The organism is Bacillus sp. FSL R7-0672 (genome assembly GCF_038601465.1).
In the GTDB taxonomy this organism is placed as follows: Bacteria; Bacillota; Bacilli; order Bacillales; family Bacillaceae; genus Bacillus; species Bacillus pumilus.
On sequence record NZ_CP152010.1, the window covers coordinates 2,913,524 to 2,937,833 of the forward strand.

General features: G+C 40.5%; 22 protein-coding genes. 5 read left to right on the top strand and 17 right to left on the bottom strand.

Features of this window, described 5'->3' with window-relative positions:
* Positions 1-45 precede the first annotated feature (45 nt).
* The 4 genes from yunB to MKY18_RS14905 all read right to left on the bottom strand — a co-directional run bounded on the left by yunB (position 46) and on the right by MKY18_RS14905 (position 3,547).
* The gene (yunB, locus tag MKY18_RS14890; RefSeq protein WP_080772989.1) at positions 46-816 is read right to left on the bottom strand and encodes a sporulation protein YunB; all 771 of its coding nucleotides are present in this window, start codon (positions 814-816) and stop codon (positions 46-48) included.
* A 69-nt stretch (positions 817-885) separates the two neighbouring features.
* Entirely contained in the window at positions 886-1,191 is a 306-nt protein-coding gene (locus tag MKY18_RS14895; RefSeq protein ID WP_012011159.1) for a DUF1805 domain-containing protein, read from the bottom strand.
* Positions 1,192-1,258: 67 nt separating this feature from the next.
* Positions 1,259-2,632, bottom strand: coding sequence for a bifunctional UDP-sugar hydrolase/5'-nucleotidase (locus MKY18_RS14900; RefSeq protein WP_065098075.1), 1,374 nt, complete (start codon positions 2,630-2,632; stop codon positions 1,259-1,261).
* Positions 2,633-2,695: 63 nt separating this feature from the next.
* Positions 2,696-3,547 (bottom strand): DUF72 domain-containing protein, encoded by an 852-nt coding sequence (locus MKY18_RS14905; protein WP_106067262.1) that lies wholly within the window; start codon positions 3,545-3,547, stop codon positions 2,696-2,698.
* A gap of 314 nt (positions 3,548-3,861) precedes the next feature.
* Between MKY18_RS14905 and MKY18_RS14910 the strand changes: the two genes are divergently transcribed.
* Both MKY18_RS14910 and MKY18_RS14915 read left to right on the top strand, forming a co-directional pair.
* The gene (locus MKY18_RS14910; RefSeq protein WP_342497558.1) at positions 3,862-5,016 is read left to right on the top strand and encodes a helix-turn-helix domain-containing protein; all 1,155 of its coding nucleotides are present in this window, start codon (positions 3,862-3,864) and stop codon (positions 5,014-5,016) included.
* Positions 5,017-5,080: 64 nt separating this feature from the next.
* Positions 5,081-6,238, top strand: coding sequence for an oxalate decarboxylase family bicupin (locus tag MKY18_RS14915; RefSeq protein WP_185106789.1), 1,158 nt, complete (start codon positions 5,081-5,083; stop codon positions 6,236-6,238).
* Positions 6,239-6,294: 56 nt separating this feature from the next.
* On the opposite strand, the gene MKY18_RS14920 is transcribed toward MKY18_RS14915, so the two are convergent.
* Positions 6,295-7,485, bottom strand: coding sequence for an MFS transporter (locus tag MKY18_RS14920; RefSeq protein ID WP_065098072.1), 1,191 nt, complete (start codon positions 7,483-7,485; stop codon positions 6,295-6,297).
* A 160-nt stretch (positions 7,486-7,645) separates the two neighbouring features.
* Entirely contained in the window at positions 7,646-8,881 is a 1,236-nt protein-coding gene (locus MKY18_RS14925; RefSeq protein ID WP_065098096.1) for an alanine--glyoxylate aminotransferase family protein, read from the bottom strand.
* Positions 8,882-9,050: 169 nt separating this feature from the next.
* Between MKY18_RS14925 and MKY18_RS14930 the strand changes: the two genes are divergently transcribed.
* The gene (locus tag MKY18_RS14930; protein ID WP_065098071.1) at positions 9,051-9,929 is read left to right on the top strand and encodes an endonuclease; all 879 of its coding nucleotides are present in this window, start codon (positions 9,051-9,053) and stop codon (positions 9,927-9,929) included.
* A gap of 81 nt (positions 9,930-10,010) precedes the next feature.
* Here MKY18_RS14930 and MKY18_RS14935 read toward each other — a convergent pair whose 3' ends face one another.
* The 10 genes from MKY18_RS14935 to MKY18_RS14980 form a co-directional block, all read right to left on the bottom strand.
* Positions 10,011-10,469 (bottom strand): hypothetical protein, encoded by a 459-nt coding sequence (locus tag MKY18_RS14935; protein WP_044140863.1) that lies wholly within the window; start codon positions 10,467-10,469, stop codon positions 10,011-10,013.
* Between the two features lie 278 nt (positions 10,470-10,747).
* A complete protein-coding gene (locus tag MKY18_RS14940; protein ID WP_106067265.1) occupies positions 10,748-11,467 on the bottom strand; it encodes an IucA/IucC family C-terminal-domain containing protein in 720 nt (239 codons plus the stop codon).
* A 21-nt stretch (positions 11,468-11,488) separates the two neighbouring features.
* Complete coding sequence (locus tag MKY18_RS14945; RefSeq protein ID WP_342497559.1) at positions 11,489-12,526, bottom strand: iron ABC transporter permease; 1,038 nt, start codon at positions 12,524-12,526, stop codon at positions 11,489-11,491.
* Positions 12,519-13,535, bottom strand: coding sequence for an iron ABC transporter permease (locus MKY18_RS14950; protein WP_065098069.1), 1,017 nt, complete (start codon positions 13,533-13,535; stop codon positions 12,519-12,521). Before MKY18_RS14950 ends, MKY18_RS14945 begins: the two co-directional genes overlap by 8 nt.
* 70 nt (positions 13,536-13,605) lie before the next feature.
* Positions 13,606-14,559, bottom strand: a complete 954-nt coding sequence (locus tag MKY18_RS14955; protein ID WP_106067266.1) for an iron-siderophore ABC transporter substrate-binding protein — start codon at positions 14,557-14,559, stop codon at positions 13,606-13,608.
* Positions 14,560-14,698: 139 nt separating this feature from the next.
* Positions 14,699-15,607 (bottom strand): alpha/beta fold hydrolase, encoded by a 909-nt coding sequence (locus tag MKY18_RS14960; RefSeq protein ID WP_231129510.1) that lies wholly within the window; start codon positions 15,605-15,607, stop codon positions 14,699-14,701.
* 497 nt (positions 15,608-16,104) lie between these two features.
* Positions 16,105-17,988 (bottom strand): glycosyltransferase family 2 protein, encoded by a 1,884-nt coding sequence (locus tag MKY18_RS14965; RefSeq protein WP_065098067.1) that lies wholly within the window; start codon positions 17,986-17,988, stop codon positions 16,105-16,107.
* A gap of 582 nt (positions 17,989-18,570) precedes the next feature.
* Positions 18,571-18,999, bottom strand: a complete 429-nt coding sequence (gene psiE / locus MKY18_RS14970) for a phosphate-starvation-inducible protein PsiE (protein WP_065098066.1) — start codon at positions 18,997-18,999, stop codon at positions 18,571-18,573.
* A gap of 37 nt (positions 19,000-19,036) precedes the next feature.
* Entirely contained in the window at positions 19,037-20,344 is a 1,308-nt protein-coding gene (locus MKY18_RS14975) for a HAMP domain-containing sensor histidine kinase (protein WP_044140871.1), read from the bottom strand.
* Positions 20,331-21,026: a response regulator transcription factor gene (locus MKY18_RS14980; RefSeq protein WP_065098065.1), complete on the bottom strand. Its 696-nt coding sequence runs from the start codon at positions 21,024-21,026 to the stop codon at positions 20,331-20,333. The genes MKY18_RS14975 and MKY18_RS14980 overlap by 14 nt, the downstream gene beginning before the upstream one ends.
* 247 nt (positions 21,027-21,273) lie before the next feature.
* On the opposite strand from MKY18_RS14980, the gene MKY18_RS14985 reads away from it, so the two are divergent.
* Positions 21,274-22,473: a DUF418 domain-containing protein gene (locus MKY18_RS14985; RefSeq protein ID WP_065098064.1), complete on the top strand. Its 1,200-nt coding sequence runs from the start codon at positions 21,274-21,276 to the stop codon at positions 22,471-22,473.
* A gap of 76 nt (positions 22,474-22,549) precedes the next feature.
* Here MKY18_RS14985 and MKY18_RS14990 read toward each other — a convergent pair whose 3' ends face one another.
* On the bottom strand, positions 22,550-23,482 hold the full coding sequence (locus MKY18_RS14990) for a WYL domain-containing protein (RefSeq protein ID WP_106067268.1): 933 nt from the start codon (positions 23,480-23,482) through the stop codon (positions 22,550-22,552).
* An 83-nt stretch (positions 23,483-23,565) separates the two neighbouring features.
* Between MKY18_RS14990 and MKY18_RS14995 the strand changes: the two genes are divergently transcribed.
* Positions 23,566-24,216, top strand: a complete 651-nt coding sequence (locus MKY18_RS14995; RefSeq protein WP_268453974.1) for an NAD(P)H-dependent oxidoreductase — start codon at positions 23,566-23,568, stop codon at positions 24,214-24,216.
* Positions 24,217-24,310: the final 94 nt, after the last annotated feature.

Consider the following 24,310-nt stretch of genomic DNA (forward strand, 5'->3'; position numbering starts at 1 on the left):
TTTATTTGTCTCATCTTATGGGGTCAGTTCCCATTCCTTGGGCTGTTATTCTTTCTTCTCCTTTTTCTCTGGGAGAACAATCGATGGAGCGCCTGAGTTCGTTCCGCTGCCATTGTAATAATCTGGTACGTCTCCTTGAACGGCTTGGATGGAGACGGGAACTGAGTTTTTGACCACGATTGTTTCAGATGCAAACGGGATAATGACTCTCACCTTGACCTCGATTAGAACACTAATATCAATCAAGGCATTGTTGATGCCATAAGGCTTAATGTTTTTTTCAACGTCCGTATGCGGATCACCAATGACACTAAACCGTACAGGCACTTTTGGTCCTAGGTTGGCGATGAGTGCATTTCCGGACGCTTGCCCAAGCGGAATGTTATATATAATGCCATCATGTCCATCTGTTTGATCCTTTAATGCTTCTTTTGCCTCTTTTTGAAAGTTCCCCTTTTCAATGTCCTCTAAATTTTTTTGAAGATGACGTGACAGGTCAGCCATTGCTTTCGATGTTGCCTGCGCATTAAAATCGATGGTCGTTACTTTTCCGTTCTCACTTGTATTCATGACCACCATATCCTTCATATTCTCCTGATCTTCTGCAAAGTCTTGGACGGAATATTGAATCAGATGATTGGCGATACGTTCTGTTTCTAGTTCAGCAATGTGAATAAGGGTTGGTTTAATGGAGCGGTTAATAAAAAATAGACTAATGACGGTTGAGAGTACAAAGAATAAGATGGCAAGCAGCATGACGTATCGGAATGGCAAAGGGCCCTTTTTATAGGGGCGATAGCGGCGGTTCATTCTCAATAAAAAATCCCCCCTTCTCCACTACAAGTGTATGCAGACAGGCGGGGGGATAGGAATCATCTCTCCATTTTATTTGACCATTTTTAATAAGGCGTCTCTTCCAATGGTTCCAGCTGTAATGCCTAACGCTTCTGCAGCGTATGTCACAGATTCTAAAGGGGCATCAAGCAATTGCTCAATCGTTCTCACACCAACTGCTCTCCCTGCGATAATGCCTCTATCTGCAAGCTTTTCATTTAAGAGCCCGACATCCAGTGCACCGCACATGATATATCCATGTTCATTTGTCACTGCCATAAAATTCGTTTTCGGCAGTTTGACGGTGACGGCTGTAAAGGAATGTCCATCGATTGTTATAGGTGTTAAATTCACCAAATCCCTTCACTCCTCTCATCACAATCTATGTGACAAGAGGGCGAGTGTTGTTAGGCTAAAGCGGATTTCATGTGGCTTCCTTCAGGCGCCAAGTAAGCACATCACGTAAAAATTCCGGCATGAAATATTCAATGTGTTCATGGTCACGGATATGAGGAAATAGAGAGCCTAATGTATACATATCGACTGTGCCAACCGTATATAAGGCGTCTTTTCTGATCAATTGATCGTGTACAAAAACATCCTTTACCCGTTTGGTTCCGCCTTCTTCTACTGTATAAGTGAGGCCGCTATACAACATTTTCCCCATCAGTTCACCTCTAAAGCCAAAGCCCTTGATGCGTAGCTGTTCAATTTTTTCTTCACATGCACGCCGAACGGTTTCAATGAGCTGTTGACCGGAAAGCGTCACCCTAATTGGGTTAATGGGATGCGGGCAGATTCGATGGACTTCTTCTCTTGTCACGATTCCTGCCTCTAATGAATCAAGCACCATGCCTGCATTCATCATGCCGATATCTGCCCCGCACCAATCTTTAATAGCATCTGTTAAGAGCTGCGGAAGCGGGGATTCATCAAACCATTTCGTTTCTAGCCTTGATTCAATCGCTGTTACTTTCTCCTGCATGAGGGCTTTCGCTCTTCTCTCTGCTTGCTGTAAGGTAGTGATCGCTTCATCTGATTGACTGATCAGCTGATCCACTGACTGCACCGTTGCTTTTTTCTCGATTAACTCTTTGCTCGCTGTGTCAATGGTCAGCTCGACACAGCCAATATAATGCCCATACTTTTCAGCGCATGCAAGCAGTACCCCATTGTCCATTTCACCCTGTTCTAACAAATGATGCGTGTGTGAGCCTAGGATAATATCGATGTCTGGAAAATCACGGGCGACCTCCCGATCATGGATGATACCAAGATGGGATAAGAGCACAATGATATCCGCTTGTCCCTTCACTTCCTGCAGCATGTCCCGTATGCTGTCAAACGGATCTGTCATCTCCCAGCCCAGCTTTTCATAGACAGGTGTATACGCAATGGTCACGCCTAAGAGACATATTTTCAGTCCGTTTTCCATTTGGATTATATGATAAGGCTTTGCCCACGCTGGCCTTTTGCCTTTCTCAAATAAATTAGACAGGATCACTGGAAATTGTGCATGCTCGTACAATTGATCGAGCTGATCATGAGGCAGCGTAATGCCTTCATTATTCCCAATCGTGACCCCATCATAGCCAAGTTGATTGAGAAGCTTGACGTTTACCTTTCCATAATCAGCTTCTGACACAAGGTTCACTCGGTCCATATGATCGCCAATATCAAACAAGAGCATCTGATCGTGAACTTGACGCTTTTCCTCAATATAAGCTGCGATTTTTGGCCAGTTCTCAAAGTGGCTGTGCAAATCGTTTGTATGATATAACCATAGCTTCTGCAGCATGTTGATCTCTCCCTCAAGTTGTCACTGAACCGTCTCATTCAAATTGAAAGCCGCAGCTCTCATTTAACTAAATAAATCTAACTGCTTCGGAGAAAGGCTTGAATACGTAATATCCAGCAAATCAATCATCTGCTGGCCATTCGTCGCTGCATCTCCGCCGGAGTTATTATTAAACACGACATAGACATCTTTTGATTGCTGATGCAGGATGTCGAGATTCTTTTTCCACTCTTTTAATTCAGCTTCATTATATAAATATAAGTATCGCACTTCACGCCAATTTTCATGATCTGCTGGGTGAAGCCAGCCCTGTTTATTTCTTCCATGAAAACGGACCAAAGTTTTATCACGGTGCGTAGCTTGTATGACTGGCGGAATGGAGCCTTCTCCAACTTGCGGCTCATCACAGACAGAATGAATCCAGCCTTCTTTTTCCATAAAGGACAAGGTCTGCTCATAAAATTCATCTGAGAACCATGTGCGGTTACGGAATTCGAGGGCACATGGAATGTCCCCCATCTTCTCTTTACACCATCTTAAATAAAGGACGTGCTCTTTTTTGCAATCAAACCATGGTGGAAATTGAAATAGAACCATGGCTAGTTTCCCTTCACGAATGAGCGGAGTCAATGAAAGGATAAATGCGTCAAACATCTCTTCCTTCGAAGTAAACGGAATTTCGCCCCTCTGATGACCAGTCATTCCTTGATATGCTTTCACGACAAACTGAAAGGTATCTGGCGTATCCTTGATCCACTTTTCATGATTACGTTCAGGCTGAACTGCATAAAAGCTGGCATCCAGCTCCACAATGGGAAACGTAGATGAATAGTGAAACAGCTTTTGCGCGCTGCCGATTTTCGGCGGATAAAGACTGTCATGGTCACCCCAGCCAGTTAATCCGATATAAATCATGTTTCTCACCTCTTGCCACTTTCATGTATAGACGGCTTCCTCACATGAAAGCCTTTTTCTCTTGGGATACCCATATTTCTGAAAGAAATTCTTCTGTCTACAACATATCATATTTGCCGGTAATTCTGAATGAAGATGACTGATGGTATGTGATTTTATTATGAGTTCTGTTTGTCATATTAGTTGACAACATTCTATCTAAAATGATGTGAGCTGATAACATAATATATATCAGAGAAGTGAACAGTGATTGTCCATTTATTTATTCATCTTCACCAAGAACTTAAGTTCTCAATAAAGGAGACTTAGTGGATATGAACATAGACGATAACCAGTTTGAAGCATTGCAAAAAATCGCCGAAAAGATTCACAAGCCTGTCTATTTGTGTAACCAGCATGGGCGTCTTCTCTGCAACTCGCACATCACGAGCCCAGATTGGATACGCATTCTCCCCTTTTTCCAAAGCAGGACACCTCATTATTTTTCGATAATAGATACGAAGCAAACCTTTTCTGTCTTTCCGATTGATCTAACCGAACAAACATGCGAGTATGTGGTCATCCCTTCCTTCATTCTTCCGCTGGATGAAACACTGCAAGTCATCATTGACCAAGCAGTACACGAAATCTCGATTGCGCGAATGAGACAATATACTGCCCAGCAAACGGCCAAGCGTGCTAGAAATGAAGGGTTTCGCAGATGGATAGAGGGTTCATCGTATTCTCAGCAAGACGCTGCATACATTGCGAAGGCGTTTGGATTAAATGTAGATAGCAGCTATCTATGTATGATCTGTCAGCTTGATCAGTATCATGAGACCACTCATTTTTTGAAGCAGCAACTGATGTTAGAACAAGTCGTTGATCTGCTCGACAGCGCACTTCCAAGCTCTCCTTTCCCTTCCTTTTTATTTGTCAAAGGTGATATGGGCATTGTATTAATGGAAGAGACGAGCAGTTGGTCAGAGATGAGTGAAAGGCTCCTTTCTTTTTTGAAACAGCTGCAGATGCTCGTTAGCATTCAAGTAAATCACACCATTTCCTTTGGCGCGAGCTTGACTAGTTGTCGCATCACCCATCTGTCTGAGGGCTATAGTGAAGCATTAGAAGCGCTTCAAGCCGGACATCTCTCGGCGCAGTCGGAATATATTCAGTTCTATCAGGCAAAGGATGTGCCAGATTTATTAAAGCTTATTCCAAGAAAGGACTTAGTCACGTTTCACCAGATGCACCTTCACCCGTTATATGAAGCCGGTCAAAATCTCCTCCACACCTTATCTGTCTATTTAGAAACGCATTGCCACATTTCAGAAACAGCAAAACGTTTGTATATTCATCGCAACACGGTCATTTATCGATTGGAGAAGTGTGAGGAGCTGCTTCGGATCAGCTTAAAAGACCCTGAAACCACATTAAGGCTGCGCTTAGCATTACGTATTCAGATGCTTCTTTCACCCCATCCTGATTGAATGTTTTCTTCCGAAGCTTCATATAGTTTGGAGGAGAAAAGTGATACACAAGGAGGGAAGAGAAATGGATGATGAGCTGCGTCACATCCCGCAGCCAATTCGAGAGGATGGCGCTGGTGCCACCGATCTAGGCCCGCGGGACGTCCTTCGAGATATTGAGAACCCAGATATGCTTGTTCCACCTAAAACAGATGCCGGAACCATTCCCAATTTGAAATTTTCATATTCCGATACACATATGCATTTGAATCATGGCGGCTGGTCGAGAGAAATTACGAAGCGAGAGCTGCCTGTTTCCACAACGATTGCGGGTGTCAACATGCGGCTGACTCGAGGCGGAGTGCGAGAGCTTCATTGGCATAAACAGGCTGAATGGGCGTATATGATTTTAGGAAAAGCCCGCATCACCTCTGTAGATGCAGAAGGGCGAAATATGATCGCTGATGTAGCAGAAGGAGATTTATGGTATTTCCCCCCAGGTATTCCGCACTCCATTCAAGGACTTGAGGACGGGTGTGAATTTCTTTTAGTCTTTGATGATGGCGCTTTTTCTGAATTTGATACGTTCACCATCACAGACTGGTTTGCCCATACACCGAAAAACATTCTCTCCGACAATTTTGGCGTTCCTGAGAAGCTGTTTGATGATATTCCGAATAAGCAGCGCTACATGTTTCAAGGCTCTCCGCCAGCATCATTAGAAAGCCAAACGGTATCTGATCCATACGGAAGTATCGAGCCGTCATTTACGTACCAGCTGCTTCGCCAAAAACCGCTGACGACCTCTGGTGGAACTGTCCGCATCGTCGATTCACGAAATTTCCCGGTTTCAAAAACCATTGCAGCTGCGCTTGTTGAAGTAAAGCCTGGCGGCATGAGAGAAATGCACTGGCACCCTAATAATGATGAGTGGCAATACTATTTAACCGGTACAGCCAAAATGACGGTCTTTGGAGCCGGGGGCACTGCCCGCACCTTTAATTACAGAGCAGGTGATGTCGGATATGTTCCTTTTGGTATGGGACATTACATCCAAAATATCGGCCAAACGAGCCTTTGGTTTTTAGAAATTTTTAAAAGTGATCGCTTTGCAGATATTTCGTTGAACCAGTGGATGGCCTTAACCCCTCCTCAATTAGTGAAAGAGCATTTGCATGTAGATGATGCCATGATTCGTGCACTTCATAAAGAAAAATCACCTGTCGTGACATATAAAAGGTGATGACCATTATAAAAAAACCGATCCATCTGTGCTGATCGGTTTTTTATAATTGAATTTTAAGAAATTGCAGAAGGATGCTGCACTTTTTTTCCCCACACGATGGATGCAATGAAGCTTATGCAAAGCACCAGTGTTCCGAGCATAAAAGGAAACTCGATATTCACATCAAATAAAATCCCCGCAAGGCTCGGTCCGACAATATTGGCAAGGCTCATAAAGGATGTATTGAGGCCGCCCGCTACTCCTTGCTGATTACCTGCCATTTTGGACAGCAATGTATTGAGGGCTGGACGAACAAATGAAGTAGCCGACAAAAATAAAATAGAGCCTGCAAAGATCAGCCAAAAGGACGGCGCAACACGGCAGACGATGAGCATCAAAGCCGCTCCAAGCAGTGCATAACGTACGACGCGCATTTCACCAAATCGTTTCACACAGGCATTCACCAACGCACCTTGGACAAGCACGCCAGCAAGACCCGCAACCGTAATCACAAACGCAATATCCTTCGGTGTAAATCCATGTTTTTGGTCTACATATAAGCCAAAAATCGATTCAAAATGAATGATGCCAAAATTGAGGACAAACGCCAATATAAACAAAAAACCGTACGATGTCTTTAAAGCTTGCATCATTTGTACAAACGGGTTGAAATGAATGTCTTTGTTTAACCGTGCTTCTTCCTGCTTTTCCTTTGTTAATGTTTCAGGTAAAAACAGGATGGATAATAGGGTAGAAAGAGCTGCAAAGGAACCTGCAATGAGAAAAGGAAAAGCGATTCCGTACTCGACCAAATAGCCGCCTACGCCTGGTCCAATAACAAAGCCTAACGTCATTGCTGCACTAAATAGCCCCATTCCTTTCCCTCGATCCTTCTCACTTGTGATATCAGCGATGTATGCAAACATGGCTGGCATGAGTAAAGCCCCGGCTGCACCACCTAAAAACCGAGACACAAACAGCATCCAAAGCTGATCTGCAAATGCAAAAATAAACTGGGCAATGGTAAAGCCGGCAATTCCGGCAATGATCAATTTTCTACGTCCAAATCGATCGGTCAATGCGCCTGCAACCGGCGATAAAGCAAACTGTGTAAGACCAGTTGCAGCGACAAGAAAACCGAGTGTTTTTCCAGTTGCGCCAAAGGCTTCAATGTAACTTGGCATGACAGGGACAATGAGGCCAAAGCCAAGCATGGCAATAAAAATATTGAGCATCAAAATATATAATCTGCCCATTTTCTTCATATCAAAAAACCTCTTTCTGCAAAATAAATGAAAATGATGACAAAAATGATCAGAACTTCTTCAGTATAGCGATATCACTGTCTATAAGTCTAGTTTTTCAAAATTTAGTTTTCTTTTCCAAATAAAAAAATACCCGCAAATAGCGAGTATCCGTCTGACTTTATTCATCTTGTTCATAGATAGAAAGAGCCGCCTGAAGCCCTGCGCCGCAATGGATAGATGCACCGTGTTTGATTAGAATTGCTTCCAGCCCTGCTAACACAAACAGCACATTTTCTTTTCGGCAACTATAGCCCATTGTGCCAATTCTCCATATACGTCCGGCTAGCGGTCCAAAGGAGCTGGCAATTTCAATACCAAAATGCTTAAGCAGATCGGCACGTACCGCTTCTCCATCCATACCACTTGGAATTTCAATACATGTCACAACTGGCATTTTACAATGTGGATCACCGAACAATTCAAGTCCCATCGCTTCAAGGCCTTTCATCAAGGCTTTCTCGTGAAATGCGTGCCTTTGGAAACGCTCAGACAGACCTTCTTCCAGCACAACACGAACCCCTTCACGAAGTGCATAGAGCATCGTTGTCGCTTCTGTATGATGATTTAATCGCCTAGGGCTCCAATAATCCTGGAGCTGGCTGAGATCAAAGTAATTGCTTTTAATTGGAGAAATATCCATTTGCTCTTGCAATTCATCCTGAGTCGCAATTCCCTTTTCCACTTTCTTTCTCGATTCAACGACAGCTGCCACCCGTTCATTATACGTGATAGGTGACATACCTGATGGAACTGACAAGCACTTCTGCGTACCACCAATTGCCGCATCAATCTTCCATTCGTCCACTTTCACCTGGACCCCGCCAATGGTTGCTACAGCGTCTACAATGAACAATGCATCCAGTGCTCGGCACGCTTCACCAATTTGCTCAAGCGGCTGCATTCGTCCGGTGGATGTTTCACCATGGACCATCGCAACGATTTTAGGCCTGATCTGCTTCATTTCCTGAATGATATCGCTAGGGTCAAAAACGGTTCCCCATTCACATTCCATTGTATGTACCTCAGCACCATAGCGCTGTCCTATTTCAATGAGAAGATGACCGAACCGGCCAAAAACAGGCACAAGCATTGAATCTCCCGGCTCAATAACACTGGCAAGCACAGCTTCAAGCCCTGAACGAGACGTGCCGTCAATTGGAAAAGCCCATTCATTTTCTGTTTGGAAAAGGGACCGCAATAAGGTCATCGTCTCATTCATAATATGTGTAAATGCTGGATCAAATTGACCGAGAATGGGCGTACTCATTACACGGAGCACCCTGGGATCTACTTCAACAGGTCCTGGTGTCATAATCGTTCTTGAAGGTATTTGCAGTTCTTTCACGTTATCCATCCTTTCCCTTGCTGTCATCCTATATGCCCACTTATACAGTAATGCTGATAAAATAGCAATCTCTTTTCCTATGAACTCATTACATAAAATTTACGATAAATCCATTTATTTCTTTCTGGCATTATGATAGAAATAAAGAGAATACATTCCCTATCAAGGAGGAAATCGAATGAAGAGAACCTTATTTGGAACTGTGGCTGCCGGAATCATGATATTCGGTACGTTAGCCGCCCCACTGCCGCAAGCTGCGAATGCTCAAAGCTTTACTCTGAATGAACCGAGCCAAACCATCACATTTTCCCCGTTACAGCTTCAAAACGAAACATCTGCACAACAAGCAAAAATAGCCGCTGCAAGTCAAATCGATTCCTATTATCAATCTGCTAATGGCAAATCAGGACCCGCTTTAAAGAAAGCTTTACACGATATTATTGATCATCATAAGCAGCTATCCTACAGCCAAGTTTGGGATGCCTTAAAGAAAACAGATGAAGATCCAAAAAATCCAAACAACGTGCTCTTGCTCTATAGCGGTGTCTCTCGCTCAAAGCAAGCGAATGGCGGAAATGTTGGCCAGTGGAACCGGGAGCATGTCTGGGCTAAGTCACACGGCAATTTTGGGACAAGCCAGGGCCCAGGTACAGATCTCCATCATCTGCGAGCAACAGACGTGCAAACGAATAGCACACGAGGAAATTTAGATTTTGATCTGGGCGGAAATGAATATAAGGGAGCGCCGGGCAACTTCTACGATAGCGACTCATTCGAACCTCATAGCCGGGTGAAAGGGGATGTGGCAAGAATTCTCTTTTATATGGCGGTGCGGTACGAAGGAGATGACCGCTTTCCAGATTTAGAATTAAACGACAAAGTGAATAATGGTAGCGCCCCTCTTCACGGCAAAATGTCCGTACTTCTCAAGTGGCACAAACAAGATCCTGTCGATCAAATCGAACAGAACCGCAACGAGATCATTTATCAAACATACCAGAACAACCGCAATCCCTTTATCGATCACCCAGAATGGGCAAGTGAGATTTGGGAATAAAAAAGAAAGGCACTGCTACGAACAAGCAGTGCCTTTTAAAATAAAATGACTACACCACTCCTAAACATTCTGGATATTTCGTTATTCCTTAAATTCACTAATGATTATTCTCTCTAAATTTTTATCTAAGTAGAAAAATTCTATTTTGATATCATGCTCCGAATCCTTATAACCTATTATGTTATATCCTTGATCATCGTCTCTACGGTATGTATTTTCACCAAAATAATCATATATATCTTTCTTAGTTGAATGAATATTTATTGTGTTGTTTATATTACTTTGATTATTTTCTAAAGAAATTGCCACTATTTCTTTTCTTCTATTCACTTTAAAATAATTTGAATTTGAAGTTTTCATCCATTCATTTTCACTACTTTTTTCCTTTTTCAACCCCAACTTCAAATGTCCTACCTTTAATTCAGTCAGATTTGTATTTTTTACTGTAAGAAAAGAAATTTGGTTTTTAAGTGGTTGAATAAAAAACAAGCCAACGATGATTGTCATCATAAAAATGATACATATTATAATTTTTTTCATATGAGTTCCTTTCATAAAATATGAGGTGATGAAATAACATAAAAACTTTATTTAATTTTACACCTAACTATTTAACCAATAAAAAAACACCTTCAGTATAAGGTGTTTCAGATTGTTGACAAAGGGCTAAAATGATCTTGATTTTAGCCCTTTTTCTTCTTTTCAGCTTGATAGAAAACCTTTGCAGCCCTAGGAAGGGCGAGCACCAGCGCGCAGACCTGACAACGAATGCGAGGGTTTGTCTACACGCTGAAAAACCTTCAGTATAAGGTGTTTTTTTATTTTAGCGGACAGACAAGACAATAATCGAGACTCTCCGATTTTTTCTCGAGCTTATAATACATACAGCAAGTCTTTCGGTTGGATGTTTCTAGTAAACTGTCATCTAAGTTTAAGCTGTGATGAAATGGATTTTGTTTTGCTCCGAATACATCACCAGCTGCTTGCTTCAAATACAGATAATCCTCCCGCACGCGCTGCTTCACCGCAGGGTCTTCAGCCTCCCGCATCATGCTGCGATAAAGAGAATTGATACGAACCGCTATATTCTCCCACAAAATGGTATACGGAAGTCTTGACGTACGCTTCAGTACATCTAAAAGAGGTGTGACACACTCCGTAAACAGCGCATGCACAACCTGCTCTCTCCATTCATATCGATCTCCTTCTAATGGAACAAACGAACACAATGACTCATCAATTTCAATTTTCCGATCCTCTCTAAAGACACATGCCTCCGGTGGAAACTGATAGACACCGTCATACAGCGTCATCATGTACAAAGAGGAACTGACGGCTAAGTAAGCATAACGCTTTGAAAACATCGACGCCGCTACAGCTACATTCGGTGCATGCATAGCTTCCTTTTCAGCCTCTAATAAACGCAGGACAGATGCTTCTGAAAAAAGCGCAGCAAGTGTGCGATCAGATGTCATTGGTTCATTTGTGATGTGTACCCCGAAATCAAGTAATTCTCTCTCAACCCACTCTGGCCTCATATCAAAACCTCCATCTTTTGTTTATCGATTTCTCTGCTGGTATAACAAATAAATAAAGAACGGTGCCCCAATTGCGGCCGTGAATACACCTGCAGGTACATCTAACGGTAGAAAAGCCGTTCTAGCAACTAAATCTGCGAGCATCACGAGAATACTTCCAACAAGCGCAGATGCCGGGACCAGCGCAATGAACGAACGGCCGATGATCATCCGTGCAACATGCGGCGCCATGAGTCCAACAAATTCAATACCGCCAGCAAAAGCAACGGCAATCCCCGCCAATGTCACACTCATCAGCAGAAAGAATAACCGTTTTGCCTGCACTTTCACCCCGAGACCTGTTGCGAGATCATCTCCAAGCTCCTTCACATTCATCGTTCTTGCTAACACCATGACAATCGGTAAAATGATCATGATCCAAGGAAGCATCGACGTGACGTCCTTCATCGTAGAACCATATAAACTGCCCGTCAGCCAGATATATGACTTTGTCGTCGTCATCGTATCACTAAGAACAAGAGTAAATGTCACACACGCCTTCATAATGGCAGAAATCCCAATTCCCATTAGGACAAGTGTAATCGGCTTAACCCCTTTTTTCCATGAAAGCAAATAAATCAGACAAGAGACAGCAAAAGCCACTGCAATCGCCCATAAGGATTGATACGCAATAGGCACAGTGCCCATCCAAAAAACAATAAACATAATCGCACCGAACGAAGCACCACTCGTAATCCCAATGATGTCAGGCGATGCAAGCGGATTGCGAATTAAACCTTGCAAAATAAGCCCTGATACCGCAAGCGCGGCCCCCACTAAGACAGCCAGCAGTGTTCTTGGAATCCTCAGTGTATTGAGCACAAAGGTGTTTCCCTCTCCCTGACCGATTATATGAAGAAGCACATCCACAGGCGAAATAAATCGGCTGCCCATACAGAGACTGAGAATAAATAACCCAAAAGCAATGGCCGTCAATAAAAGTAAAATCAAAAACGTCCGCTTTGAAAATTGAAATGAAATGCGCCCGCCCTTTGAACGCACTGTATATGTTTTAGCCACCTGTCTTCAACCCCTTGCGCACGAGATAAACAAATAGAGGCGCTCCTGCTACCGCCGTCATGACACCAATCGGTACTTCCTGCGGCATGATCAGAAAACGAGCCGCAAGGTCTGCGACAAGTAAAAGCGACGCCCCCACTACGGCACAATACGGCAGTACCCAGCGGTGGTCAGGTCCGACAAGCTTTTTCACAATATGCGGCACTAGAAAACCAACAAACCCAATCGATCCTGCGACAGCGACGGAACCACCCGCTAAAAAGACGACGAGAACCCCCATCGTGATTTTTAGCACCAGCGTACGCTGACCAAGCCCCTTTGCAATATCATCTCCTGACAAAAGGACATTGATGGAGCGTCCAAGAAGCAGCGCCACAACTGTCGCACCTAAAATATAAGGCAAAACAGGCAGCAGCATATCAATGCTTCTTCCAGACACTGAACCCGCCATCCAAAACAGGATGCTTTGAATCGACTGTTCATTCACGATTAAAAGACCTTGTGTAAAGGACGCAAACAGTGCAGATATCGCCGCACCTGCAAGGACAATTTTGACCGGTGTCAATCCATCTCTTCCAATGGAGCCCAAGAGAAAAACGAGCATCCCTGCAATTGCCGCACCTAAAAAGGCTGTCCACATATAGCCTGTTAATGACTCTGTTGAAAAGAAAACAATCGAAATGACGATAAAAAATAGTCCACCTGCATTAATTCCTAACAAATCTGGCGCTGCAAGCGGATTTCTCGTTAATGCCTGCATCAGTGCACCTGAAATGGCTAGACTTGATCCAACAACTGTTGCAATTAAAGCTCTTGATAATCTGGATGTCATGACAATGACACTGTTTGGATCCGATTCATCAAAATGAAGAAACGCATGGATGGTGGCTTTGAGGGAAATCGAGGTTTGCCCAAGAGAAATGCTGAGTATAAAAAAGACCACCATCAATACGACGAATCCAGCAAACAGCAGCGCCTTGCTCGAATCCTTTTTTAATAAACTTCTCATCTGATTCCCGCTTTCAATCTGTTATGGAAAAAGGAGAAAATGGTTTTTCACATTTTCTCCTCTGTTATCCTTATTTATCAATTCCGAGACGATCATCAATATCATCAAGCATCATGTTTGCAGCAATAATACCGCCGCCCATGTTCCAAGTGATTTCATCGACTTTATGCACTTGTTTCGTTTTCACTGCGTCAAGCTGCTTCCATAAAGGATGACTCGTCCACTCTTTATATGCTTTTTCAACGGCTTTATCTTGATCATCCATGAAGTAATAGATCACATCTGCATCCATTTGCGGAATGCTCTCTTTGTCTGTCAGTGTAATGATGTCTTGCTTTTTATCTTTGACATTCTTAGGTCCTTCAAAGCCTAGCTCTGTTAAGATTGACCCTGCAAATCCAGTTTGATAGATTCTAGCATGATCTGCACGGAAGTTCACTACAGACACACTCATTGGCCAGTTTTTGATGTCTTTTTTCGCTTTTTCTTTGAAGTCAGCGACGCGGTCATCCCACTTCGTTAGCAATTCTTTTGACTTGTCTTGCTGATTTAACGCTTCACCCATTAATTTCACTGTATCTTTAAATGTGAACACTGTTTCTGTTGCAACAGTTGGAGCGATTTCTTTCAGCTGATCAAAAATTTGCTCATGGCGGACTTTTGATGCAATGATCAAATCTGGGTTAAGCTTTTCAATTTCCTCTAAGTTTGGCTGTATTTCCTGCCCAACAATTTTGACATCCTTTAAGTCATCTCTTAAATATTTATACGTAGGTGCCTCAAGCCAAGATTCTACAACACCCACTGGTTTAATGCCCATCGCGACTGCTGCATCTGTTGCTCCTTGGTACAGCGTCACCACACGTTTAGGCGATCCTTTAATTTCAGTTGAACCGATAGCGCTTTCAACGGTTCTCGTTTTCTCTTTACTATCTGACTTGCCTTCACTGCTATTGCTGCCGCAAGCTGCAAGTAAAACGATGGAGAGCACAACTAATAGCGACCAAAAAGATTTTTTGAACATGTACCTCACCTATCCATTCTATATGTAGTCATATCGTTTGATAACGATTCTCATTATCACACTATGATTTTATCATAGAAAAGGATGGTGTCAATGTAAATTTTTAAGAAAAAGGGAGAGTGTTGACTAGTTGTTCATACTAAATAGAACGATTCCATATTTGGATGCCCCTTCCAATCCGTTTTCCCGCTTCTAGTAACACCGACAAATGGGTGTGTCCATCCAGCACTTGATAGACTGATTGTTTTCTGATCGTTTCATCGGGCAGTTCATGATAGGCAGGAAATTTTTCTATATCATACAGCTCATCCTCACTTCCTACTAACATCGCATATGGCCGATCCATCATCGCAAATTGTTTTTTAGGTGCAGATGGGGTTAAGGCAAGTGCTAGATTGACGGTGATGGCTGTCAACAAAAGCGGATCCTGCTCGACTGCCCATATTGGATAGTGAAAACGAACGGCTTCAGAATGACTCATCAGCAATCCTTTTGTCATGGCAGACAGAACGAATTTCCATACTTGAACGGTTGCAAAAGGGATTTGATTAGGGCTCGAAGTGCCTGATTGATAGCCAAATTCAGGGGCAATAAAAAAGTAACCGTCTACTTCTCTTTTTTTCGGCCAAGATAGGTAGTTTAGCAGTAATCCCGCTCCAGATGAATGACCGCAGAGATAAACGGCTCCTTTATGCTGCTGTTTGACCGTATCCACAAACTGCGAAATATCGTGCCACACATCTGTGACACTAGGTGTATCACCCTTTTTCCCTTCCGAATGGCCGTGACCTCTTAAATCGATTAAAAACGTATTCACATGAAAATCATGTTGCAGCGTATCGGCGATATGCTCGTAACCAGCTAGGCTGTGAGCGCCTCCGCCATGGATCAAAATGACATTTGCCACGTTCTTTTTTTCTGCTAAAAACGGATAATACGCAAGGCTTGTGCCGTCGTGTGATGGCATGAATTGTCTTTCTGGAATATGAACAGGAGCTGCCTGCTGCATACTTGCAAATGAGAACGGTTCTGTCTCGATATCTTTCAATTTTTTTCGCTCCTTCAAACAGAAGCGAGAATGGCCAGCAAGCGCTAGTCATCCTCATTCCTATATCCTAATGAGTGATATTCCGCAATGGGAAGGTTTTACTTTCAATGATGCCGAAGATTTGGACTCTTTATCTGGATATTTGATTTCAACTTATAAGAATAGATTAAAATAACCAACTATATGAAATTTCTTTTTCGTAATAAACTTTGAATAGTTCTCATACGATCGCTCCCTGTTGGTAGAATACTGACGATGAATGTCGATGAAAAGAAAGACTTCACTACTACTGATTGACAGGAAAACAAAATGCCAGTGTGCGAAATTCAGCTAAGAGTCAGATTACCACACACCTGCTTAGCGAGACTAAGCAGGTAATAGACCTTTTTAAATACTTTAATTCTTCATACAAAAGTTAACAAATAAAAAAGATTGTAGAAAAACATGAGTTCTCTACAATCTTAGAGTATAAGTTTTTTACTTATAGCCTTTTATCTTTATTCAATAACTTGATTCACAAATTCTTTATTTGCTGTTAGATATAAACCTTCTGATGTTTTGAGTCTCGGGATTAAATTCTTTGTAAATTCTATAGAGTGTACTTCAATTAAATCGTTTTTTTTCAAAACAGAAATAGGATCTTTTTTAAAGTTTTTAGTTTCATACAAATTGCATTTTTTTAATATTTTTACTCTTCGCGGAATGTCAGTAATGTAATTCACTAACTGATCCAATTCTATTTCTTGTATAAACTTTTTATTAGCTGTAATAAATTGATTCGTATTTAAAATTAATCTAGGAGTACCTTTTTTACTATAGGTAATATCTTTAATTTTTAAAAGTTGTCCCTTTTCAATTTCATGCCCTATAAAGTGTTTAAAATCACGATCATCATAAACTTTAATCTTTGTAGTTGTAACAACTGATACAGGTGCTTTGTTTAGATAAAGGTCAAGATTTATATTTTTATGATTTTTTTCTTGTATAAATTCAATTTTGAATTTTTGCCTATTTAATTGATGTAATGGATTCGCACTAGGGTATGTTGCATTAACTATGACAGGATTATAACGATCATATATTATGACAATATTATAGTCATAATCAATTTTATTGAGGTCGTTCAATTTAATATAAACTATATTGTCTTTTATAATTGTTGGTACTTCTTTTTCATTTAAATCGTTACCTAGTTCAACTAATAACACTTTATTTACAAGCTTCTGTGAATCACAATAAATACGGACGGTTTCATACATTTCCCCATCTACTCTTTTAGTTCCATCATATACTGCAAAAAAAGGTTCACATATTCGTTTATCATATGAGATTGAAGGCGGCAAAGTATAATAAACCTTATTATCTTCTATATATTTATTAGCTGCTCCTTCATTTGTTAAGATAAGAAGATAATCTAACAATTGTTCTTCTTCTTGATTTGAAATAAGTTGAAACAAAAGAGAAAGTTTATCACATTGAATAAAATCCTCAATATTCAATCCATTTCTTTTCATTAATTTAACTAAACGGAAAAAGAGTTCATAATATTTATTTTTTTCTTCACTTATGATAAATCGTTTTCTCTTAAAAAGTCTAATTAAAAAATCAAGCTCAATAATTCTATTTATGGCATTATATGCTGCTTGTTTTGGGATGTCTAATTTCAAGACTGCTTCTAGTACTTTTAAATTATATTCTGTTTTTTCAAGTATACTTGTCTCTCCAACAAGAGATTGATTAAATTTATATCGATTAATATGGTATACAGGAATTGTATTCATAGACGCTGTTTTGCATTTAGAGATGAGTTCAATAAAGAATAATTTATCTTCTCCATACTTCATATGTTTAAACTCAATTTGATGATTGTCCACAATCGATTTTTTAAAGATTTTTGCAGGCGGACCTACAGATCTAAAAATTTTGTCTATTTCATATGGAATTAACCTATTTTTTTCTTCGAAGGAAGTAAACCTTGCTCCTTTTTTGATTGCATGATCTGTATGTTTTACTAGTAGACCAAAAGCTATATCGGCATCATTTTTTTCTGCTTGAAGTAATAATTTCGGAAAGCCCTCTTTATCTAGCCAATCATCTGCATCAAGAAGTGTTATAAACTTTCCTTTTGCTTCTGAAATTCCTACATTTCGCGGTAAGGAAGGACTGCCTGAGTTCTTACTTAATTGAATTAATTTTATAAATGAATGTTGTTTTTGAAATTCTTTCAAAATATCAACAGATAAATCTGTTGAGCAATCATCTACAAAAATGGCTTCTACTTTCTCTTTATCAAAATTAATATTGATAATGGAGTTAACACAATTCTTTAAGAATTTTTCTTTATTGTATACAGGAATGATTATCGATAATAATTTCTCCATATAAGACCTCTACTTTCAATCCTCTTGCTTCCAGACAATCTTCTAAATTTAGTTTCCTATTTTAAATTATATACCTTTATAAGAAATCCAACAAAAATTTTATTGTTAAATAAAGATAAAGATTTTCTATAGCAATAACATAGTATTTTAGAGTATTTTACCATAGAAAATGATTGTGTAGAAGAAAGCACACTCCAAAAAAAGTTTCACAACAAATAAATTAACATATTAAATGATTCATATATACCTATTTTATAAGAAAATCCTGACTTTGTATAATACCAATGACTTATTTTAACGCTTGTTTGTTTCAAGTATAGGGAATTGTTCTACTAAAAACTTTGCATACAATCGCCACCTGTTCCTAGAATCATGATGATGAATGTCGTTGGAAGGAAAACGCTTCTAAAGCATATAAGAATACGTACATCAGATAAATTGCTTTTTAAAAACCTTTTTCATCCCGCTGATCACTCAACTAAATACACTTCTATTCATTAATAGACAGATGACGACTAAGTGTTCACCTCGTCAATACCCTTACACGAAAAAAGACGAACAGTCATCGTTCGTCTTCTTCCCTCACTTCACTTCTTCATGCTCCTGAACCGCATGTCGTTTACTGGCGATAAAGAGTGCAACGGTCATGGCTAGAATGGTCAGCGCCCACCAGAAGGTCGATACAGCCTCTTCATGATCGATGATAATCAAACGGATGACGGCTGTGATGCCAATGTAAATAAAATAGCGAAGCGGAAAATGAAAGTTTGATTTAAAGTACTTAATAATTAAGGCAATAAACTCAAAGTACATAAAGAAGATTAGCAGCTCACCAAGCATTTCATAATAGCTGTCTCCTTTGTTGACCACATTCTTGTAGACGAATTGGACAATATACCAAGTTTCACTAATTAAGAGGACGCTTAATGCAATGGCCAGAAAGAATAGACAGATATTCAGAAGACCTTGCAAGAGATCGGGTACCTTTTGGAAGTTGTTGAATCGTTTCATTAGATTGTCTCTCCATTCCATGTTATTCATTTGTCATCTATATTTTGATGTGCCAGAAACGCAGCACGATGTAGTAAACATCGTTCTTTTCCATCTTTTCAAACTGCCCGTGCATGCGGGACATCATTCGTTTTATGCTTCGTTCACCAAGTCCAGTGCTTTCCTGCGTGTCATTTGTCTCTTTTATCGCATTGCTCACATGGATCTCAAACATTTCTTGATCGGATAGAAACGTGAGATTGATGTCTTTTTTCGGATCGGCGTATTTCAGTATGTTGGACATCAGATTATCAAACACTCGGCCAAGTTCCTCGACATTCACGTTGATATAGCTGTCAGGAAGCTCTCCTAAAAGATGAACCTTGAATGTCTCTTGCTGCAAGATCGCCACCTGATCTGATAAGAGATCGTAAATGACCTCTTTGACTGCAACGGTCTCAAGCTCAGGTTCATGTTCTTTATCAAGTAGAAAATAGGCAAACAGATTATCAGACAGATTTTTCAATTGCAATGCTTTCTCATAAGCACTTGCTATATATTGATCTTTACGGGGATCCGCTCCAGCCTCCTCTTTTTTCGCAAACTCCAGGTTCATCATGAGCGACGTCAGCGGTGTTCTCATATCGTGTGACATTTCGGTCACCAGACTGCGACTCTCTTCTTGCAGCTCGTCAATGGCTTGGAGCTTGTCCAGAAAAGCTTTACGAAGATCCTCAATACTTTTGGCAATCATCGCTAATTCATCATGCCCTTTTACCGTCATCTCATAGTCCAGCTCGCCGCCTTCAAGAATATGAATGTCTTGGTGAATCGTTTGCAGATAGCGTAAACTTTTGCGAATGCCAAGCAGAACAATGAGGAGAAAAATAAGCGTCGCCCCGAGCAGCTCGAGTGTAAAGGCAAGATCGTGGTAACGAGATGAATAGAAACCATCCACCATGACGCGACCTTCACCGTCGCTAAACTGAACTGGATACGAATGATGCTCAGCGTACTGGGTCACCTTTTCTTTTCCATACGCCGATTCATCAGCAGCCGAATAGATGGAGTCATATTGCAGCACTTCATCCTTGAAGATGGTCAAATTAATGTAATTCTCTTTTTTTACCCACTCACCAAACGCTTTTCGGTCTGTTGAAGACAGCTCATTCTCAGACACATAGCGGCTGAATTTTTGAATATACCTGGCTGACTCCTCCTCGTAATACTCGTCCGAACTCAAGTATCCATCAATGAGGTCATTGGTGATCTTTTGCAGCGTCAAAAAAACAAGACCGCTTACCACCGCAGCAGTCAAAATCAGCAGTGCCAGCTTTTTAGCTAGTGTATATTTACGATGTGCCAAATCGGTATCCTCTTCCCCATTCTGTTTTGATATATACAGGACGTGCAGGATCATCTTCAATTTTGGCACGTAGCTTTCGAATATGCACCATCACCGTATTATTGGAACAATAGAAATAAGGCTGTCCCCACACGCTCTCATAAATATTTTGGGCTGAAAAGATTTTGTTTCGCCTGCTCATGAGCAGCTTCAACATACGATATTCTAAATCAGATAGCTTGAGTTGTTGATTTTCTTTCCACACTTCATTAAATTCTTCGCTCACCCTTAGCTTGCCCCCAACAAGAAAAGTTTCTTCCTGTTCCTTCTTTTCCTGATAGACAGTATACCTGCGTAATTGTGCAATGACTCTAGCATGAAGCTCCTCTTGTGAAAAAGGTTTTGTCATATAATCATCCCCGCCGGCGAGTAAGCCTTCGGTTTTATCGAATGTACTTGATTTGGCTGTCAGAAATAGAATCGGGACGTTAGAGGAGGCTCTCATCTGCTGGCACGTTTCGATACCTGATATACCGGGCATCATCACATCCAAAATCACCAAATCGAGTGAATCGTTCACAAGTTTCAATGCTTGCTCGCCATTCATCGCTCTCAGCACCTCATATCCAGCACGTGTAAGGGATTCCTGCAAAAGGTCTCCAATATCTTGATCATCTTCTACGATTAATATTCGATGCGTCATGTCTCTCTCACCTCATGATACGTGAATTTCTTATGTCTTTACTATATATCATCTAACAACGTGAAAAGAATACGGTATAAATCTTAACAGGATATGAAAGTGAAGGTCTGCCATCAATTTGTCACATTCATTTCCCAAAATTTTCTTCTTCATAAATTGTTAAGAATTGGTCTTTATATTAATTCATTGTAAGGATCAATGATTAGATCCGAATCACATCTATTATAACAAGAAAAGGAGCATGGATATGAATGCAAACAAAGTAGCACACGCGATGAGTTTGAAAGATCGGGTTCATTTCTTAGACATCGTACGGGGATTTGCCTTAATGGGAATTATTCTGGTGAATTACTTTTTGATCGTGGATTCGGCGAAGGGATTCGATATGGAATCAAATGATATCTTTCACAACTTGGTGAATTGGTTTGCCTCTGGGAAATTCATTACGTTGTTCTCCTTCCTATTCGGGGTTGGTTTTATGATTTTTATGGATCGAGCTGCCCAAAAGGTGGACAGTCCGAACAAGCTGTTTGCCCGCAGGTTAACCATTCTCTTAGGGTTTGGCCTTCTGCATTTAACCTTTGTTTGGATTGGTGATATTTTGGCCTATTATGCAGTTGCTGGCTTTTTATTGCTTTTCTTTTACAAACGCACAGCCAAAACCATCCGAAACTGGCTGATCACACTCTTTGTGATTCAATTGCTCACACCCTTTTTCACGATGCTGCTCAATACCATCAGTACAGGATCATCGGGCAAGCCGGACCTTGCCGATTTTGATTTGACCAGCCACAACAGTCTGACTTATTTAGCATCTATTGGTGACCGATGGACAGATATGGTGACGATGGCTTCCAGCTCATTTTCAATCGTCTATTCCATGTTCTTCATGTTTTTACTTGGTGTGTATTTTGTGAAAATGGAGTTTTTCAAAAACATGGAGGCGAAAAAAACGATTTGGAATCGCATTTGGATCATTTGTACCATCGCTTTTCTCATCACACAAGGCAGTACGATCATAGCAGCGATCAATCCTTTTGAAAATACACTCTGGGTGAACATGGCCACTGCTCTGGAACAAAACGGAGGATTAACTGGCAGTATGTTTTATATGAGTACACTTGCGATGCTGTTTCTGCACGTTCCTCAGCTGCGAGGTGCTTTGATGGTATTTACCAAAGTCGGGCGGATGTCACTGTCCTGTTATTTGCTTCACTCAATCATTGGAACCATGCTATTTCTAAAATATGGAGTGGGGCTTGTCGATCATCTTCAGCCGGCTGGTACGTTCTTCATGGCTATTGGCGTGTATGTCTTCCTTGTGCTTTTCAGTACGTTTTGGTTAAAGAGGTTTAAGTATGGACCGATGGAATTTATTTGGCGTCAGCTGACGTATGGGAAGGTCAATGACAGATCGAAAACCAATACATTTCATGCGGCGAAGTAAAAGAAAAAAGGCGAATGGCTACAGTTCGCCTTTTTTAATATGTTAAGTTTGTAATTCAGAGACAATCCGTTCACTTTCAATACTGCTCAATCATTTCTTGTAATTGAGTCAAATAACTCTCTTTTAATTCATCTGGGTATTCAATTTTCACATGTTTCCCAAATGAGATCAAATAGTGAGTCATATACGATAATTCTTCTTGGTTGTACCCACCTACAATATATGGAGTATCATCAATGATCTCCAATCTCATATTCGGGTAATGATTCTTCAAAAACTTTTCTTTTCCTTGTTCTGTTAAACGACATTTAAATGAGATATCATGATAAGTTTTTTCGTACTTGAGCTGCAATTCTTTTAATTCTTCCTTCGTAAAGGTGCCTCTGCCTTCTTCTTCAATGATCAAGTCCTTCATAAAGTCACATCTATAGATGGCCAACTTTTTATTTTGAACATCATATGCTTTGGTGAACCAAATCCCATTTCGATAAAACAACTCAAGAAATTGCAGCCTGATCCTTTTATTTTCATATTGCGTGTACGTCATCTTCACGATTTGATCTTCCATCATCGCCTGTAAAATCAATTCCAAATGATTTTGTTCACTAACTGGTGCAACATTATAGTAATGAATCACATCCAAAGTCTCTGTGATCATTTGTTTTCTCTCATCAGACATTGTGGCAAACAGCTTTTGCCGAATTTGTGAGTAGGACTTTTTAAATGGTGTTGCTGACACCAGGTCTAGCGCTTTAAGCGCGAAAAAAATAGCTTGAACTTCATCGGTATTGAAATAAATAGGGACCATTGGAGATTGTTTCACCAGTCGATATCCTCCATGTCTGCCAGGTTCAACATAAAAAGCTAAACCCATGTACTCTAGCTCTTCCATATCTCTCAAAGCCGTACGTTTCGATATGCCAAATTCGGTTTCTAAATCCTTTAACTGAAATGAGTATTTATCACTTAAAAAAATAAGCTCTTGGTTTAATCGTTCTGATTTTTTCATATGAATTTCCTTTTAAAAAAGGTGACATGTTTTGTCACCTTTATATTTTATACTCAGTTTATCAAAAGAAAAGGAGCATGTATATGCAAACATTAATCATTAATGCGCACCCTGATTTCACTCATCGAGAAAGTTATTCAAACAAACTGCAAACACTATTTTTAGAACAGTTTAAAGAAAGATTCCCTCATCAAGAACCAACAATTTTACCTTTACATGAAACAGAAATTCCTCGTATCGAAAAAGACCAACTGCTACGTATTTGGGATAAGCAAGCATCTGAACAAACATTAACAGCTACCGAAGAAAAAATCGCTGCTGCTTCATCTGCTTTATTGGCTCAATTCAAAGCACATCATCGAATCGTGATTGTATCACCTGTTCATAATTTTAATGTGACGTCACGTATGAAAGATTATATAGATAATATTTTGATTGCTAGAAAAACGTTTAAGTATACAGAAGATGGTTCAGTTGGTCTGATGACTGATGATTATCGTGTACTTTTGCTTCAAGCAAGCGGCTCAATTTTCACAAATAACGATCGGTACACACCACTGGAATTTTCATATTATTATCTAAAGGAAATATTCCAAAACTTGATGGGTTTTCAACAATTTCATATTGTCCGGGCACAAGGAACAGCGATTTTAGAAGAAGAAACGATCTTGACATCTGCAGCTGACGATTTGTCTAAAGCCTTTGATGCGTTTTACTCACCTAGCGGGATGTAAGCTATGTTCTTTCAAAACAAAAATATAATAAGACAGGCAAACCACCCATATAAGAACAAGCGTTCTATTATTATATAACTTCGATAAAAAATTA

Excerpts from the sequence above, each read along its gene's own strand:
- MKY18_RS14935 (WP_044140863.1), bottom strand. The coding sequence starts at position 10,469 with ATGAAAAAAATTATAATATGTATCATTTTTATGATGACAATCATCGTT.
- psiE (WP_065098066.1), bottom strand. The coding sequence starts at position 18,999 with ATGAAACGATTCAACAACTTCCAAAAGGTACCCGATCTCTTGCAAGGT.
- MKY18_RS14955 (WP_106067266.1), bottom strand. The coding sequence starts at position 14,559 with ATGTTCAAAAAATCTTTTTGGTCGCTATTAGTTGTGCTCTCCATCGTT.
- MKY18_RS14990 (WP_106067268.1), bottom strand. The coding sequence starts at position 23,482 with ATGAAAAAATCAGAACGATTAAACCAAGAGCTTATTTTTTTAAGTGAT.
- MKY18_RS14950 (WP_065098069.1), bottom strand. The coding sequence starts at position 13,535 with ATGAGAAGTTTATTAAAAAAGGATTCGAGCAAGGCGCTGCTGTTTGCT.
- MKY18_RS14930 (WP_065098071.1), top strand. The coding sequence starts at position 9,051 with ATGAAGAGAACCTTATTTGGAACTGTGGCTGCCGGAATCATGATATTC.
- MKY18_RS14965 (WP_065098067.1), bottom strand. The coding sequence starts at position 17,988 with ATGGAGAAATTATTATCGATAATCATTCCTGTATACAATAAAGAAAAA.
- MKY18_RS14980 (WP_065098065.1), bottom strand. The coding sequence starts at position 21,026 with ATGACGCATCGAATATTAATCGTAGAAGATGATCAAGATATTGGAGAC.
- MKY18_RS14995 (WP_268453974.1), top strand. The coding sequence starts at position 23,566 with ATGCAAACATTAATCATTAATGCGCACCCTGATTTCACTCATCGAGAA.
- MKY18_RS14940 (WP_106067265.1), bottom strand. The coding sequence starts at position 11,467 with ATGAGGCCAGAGTGGGTTGAGAGAGAATTACTTGATTTCGGGGTACAC.
- MKY18_RS14925 (WP_065098096.1), bottom strand. The coding sequence starts at position 8,881 with ATGGATAACGTGAAAGAACTGCAAATACCTTCAAGAACGATTATGACA.
- MKY18_RS14900 (WP_065098075.1), bottom strand. The coding sequence starts at position 2,632 with ATGCTGCAGAAGCTATGGTTATATCATACAAACGATTTGCACAGCCAC.
- MKY18_RS14985 (WP_065098064.1), top strand. The coding sequence starts at position 21,274 with ATGAATGCAAACAAAGTAGCACACGCGATGAGTTTGAAAGATCGGGTT.
- MKY18_RS14910 (WP_342497558.1), top strand. The coding sequence starts at position 3,862 with ATGAACATAGACGATAACCAGTTTGAAGCATTGCAAAAAATCGCCGAA.
- MKY18_RS14920 (WP_065098072.1), bottom strand. The coding sequence starts at position 7,485 with ATGAAGAAAATGGGCAGATTATATATTTTGATGCTCAATATTTTTATT.
- MKY18_RS14905 (WP_106067262.1), bottom strand. The coding sequence starts at position 3,547 with ATGATTTATATCGGATTAACTGGCTGGGGTGACCATGACAGTCTTTAT.
- MKY18_RS14915 (WP_185106789.1), top strand. The coding sequence starts at position 5,081 with ATGGATGATGAGCTGCGTCACATCCCGCAGCCAATTCGAGAGGATGGC.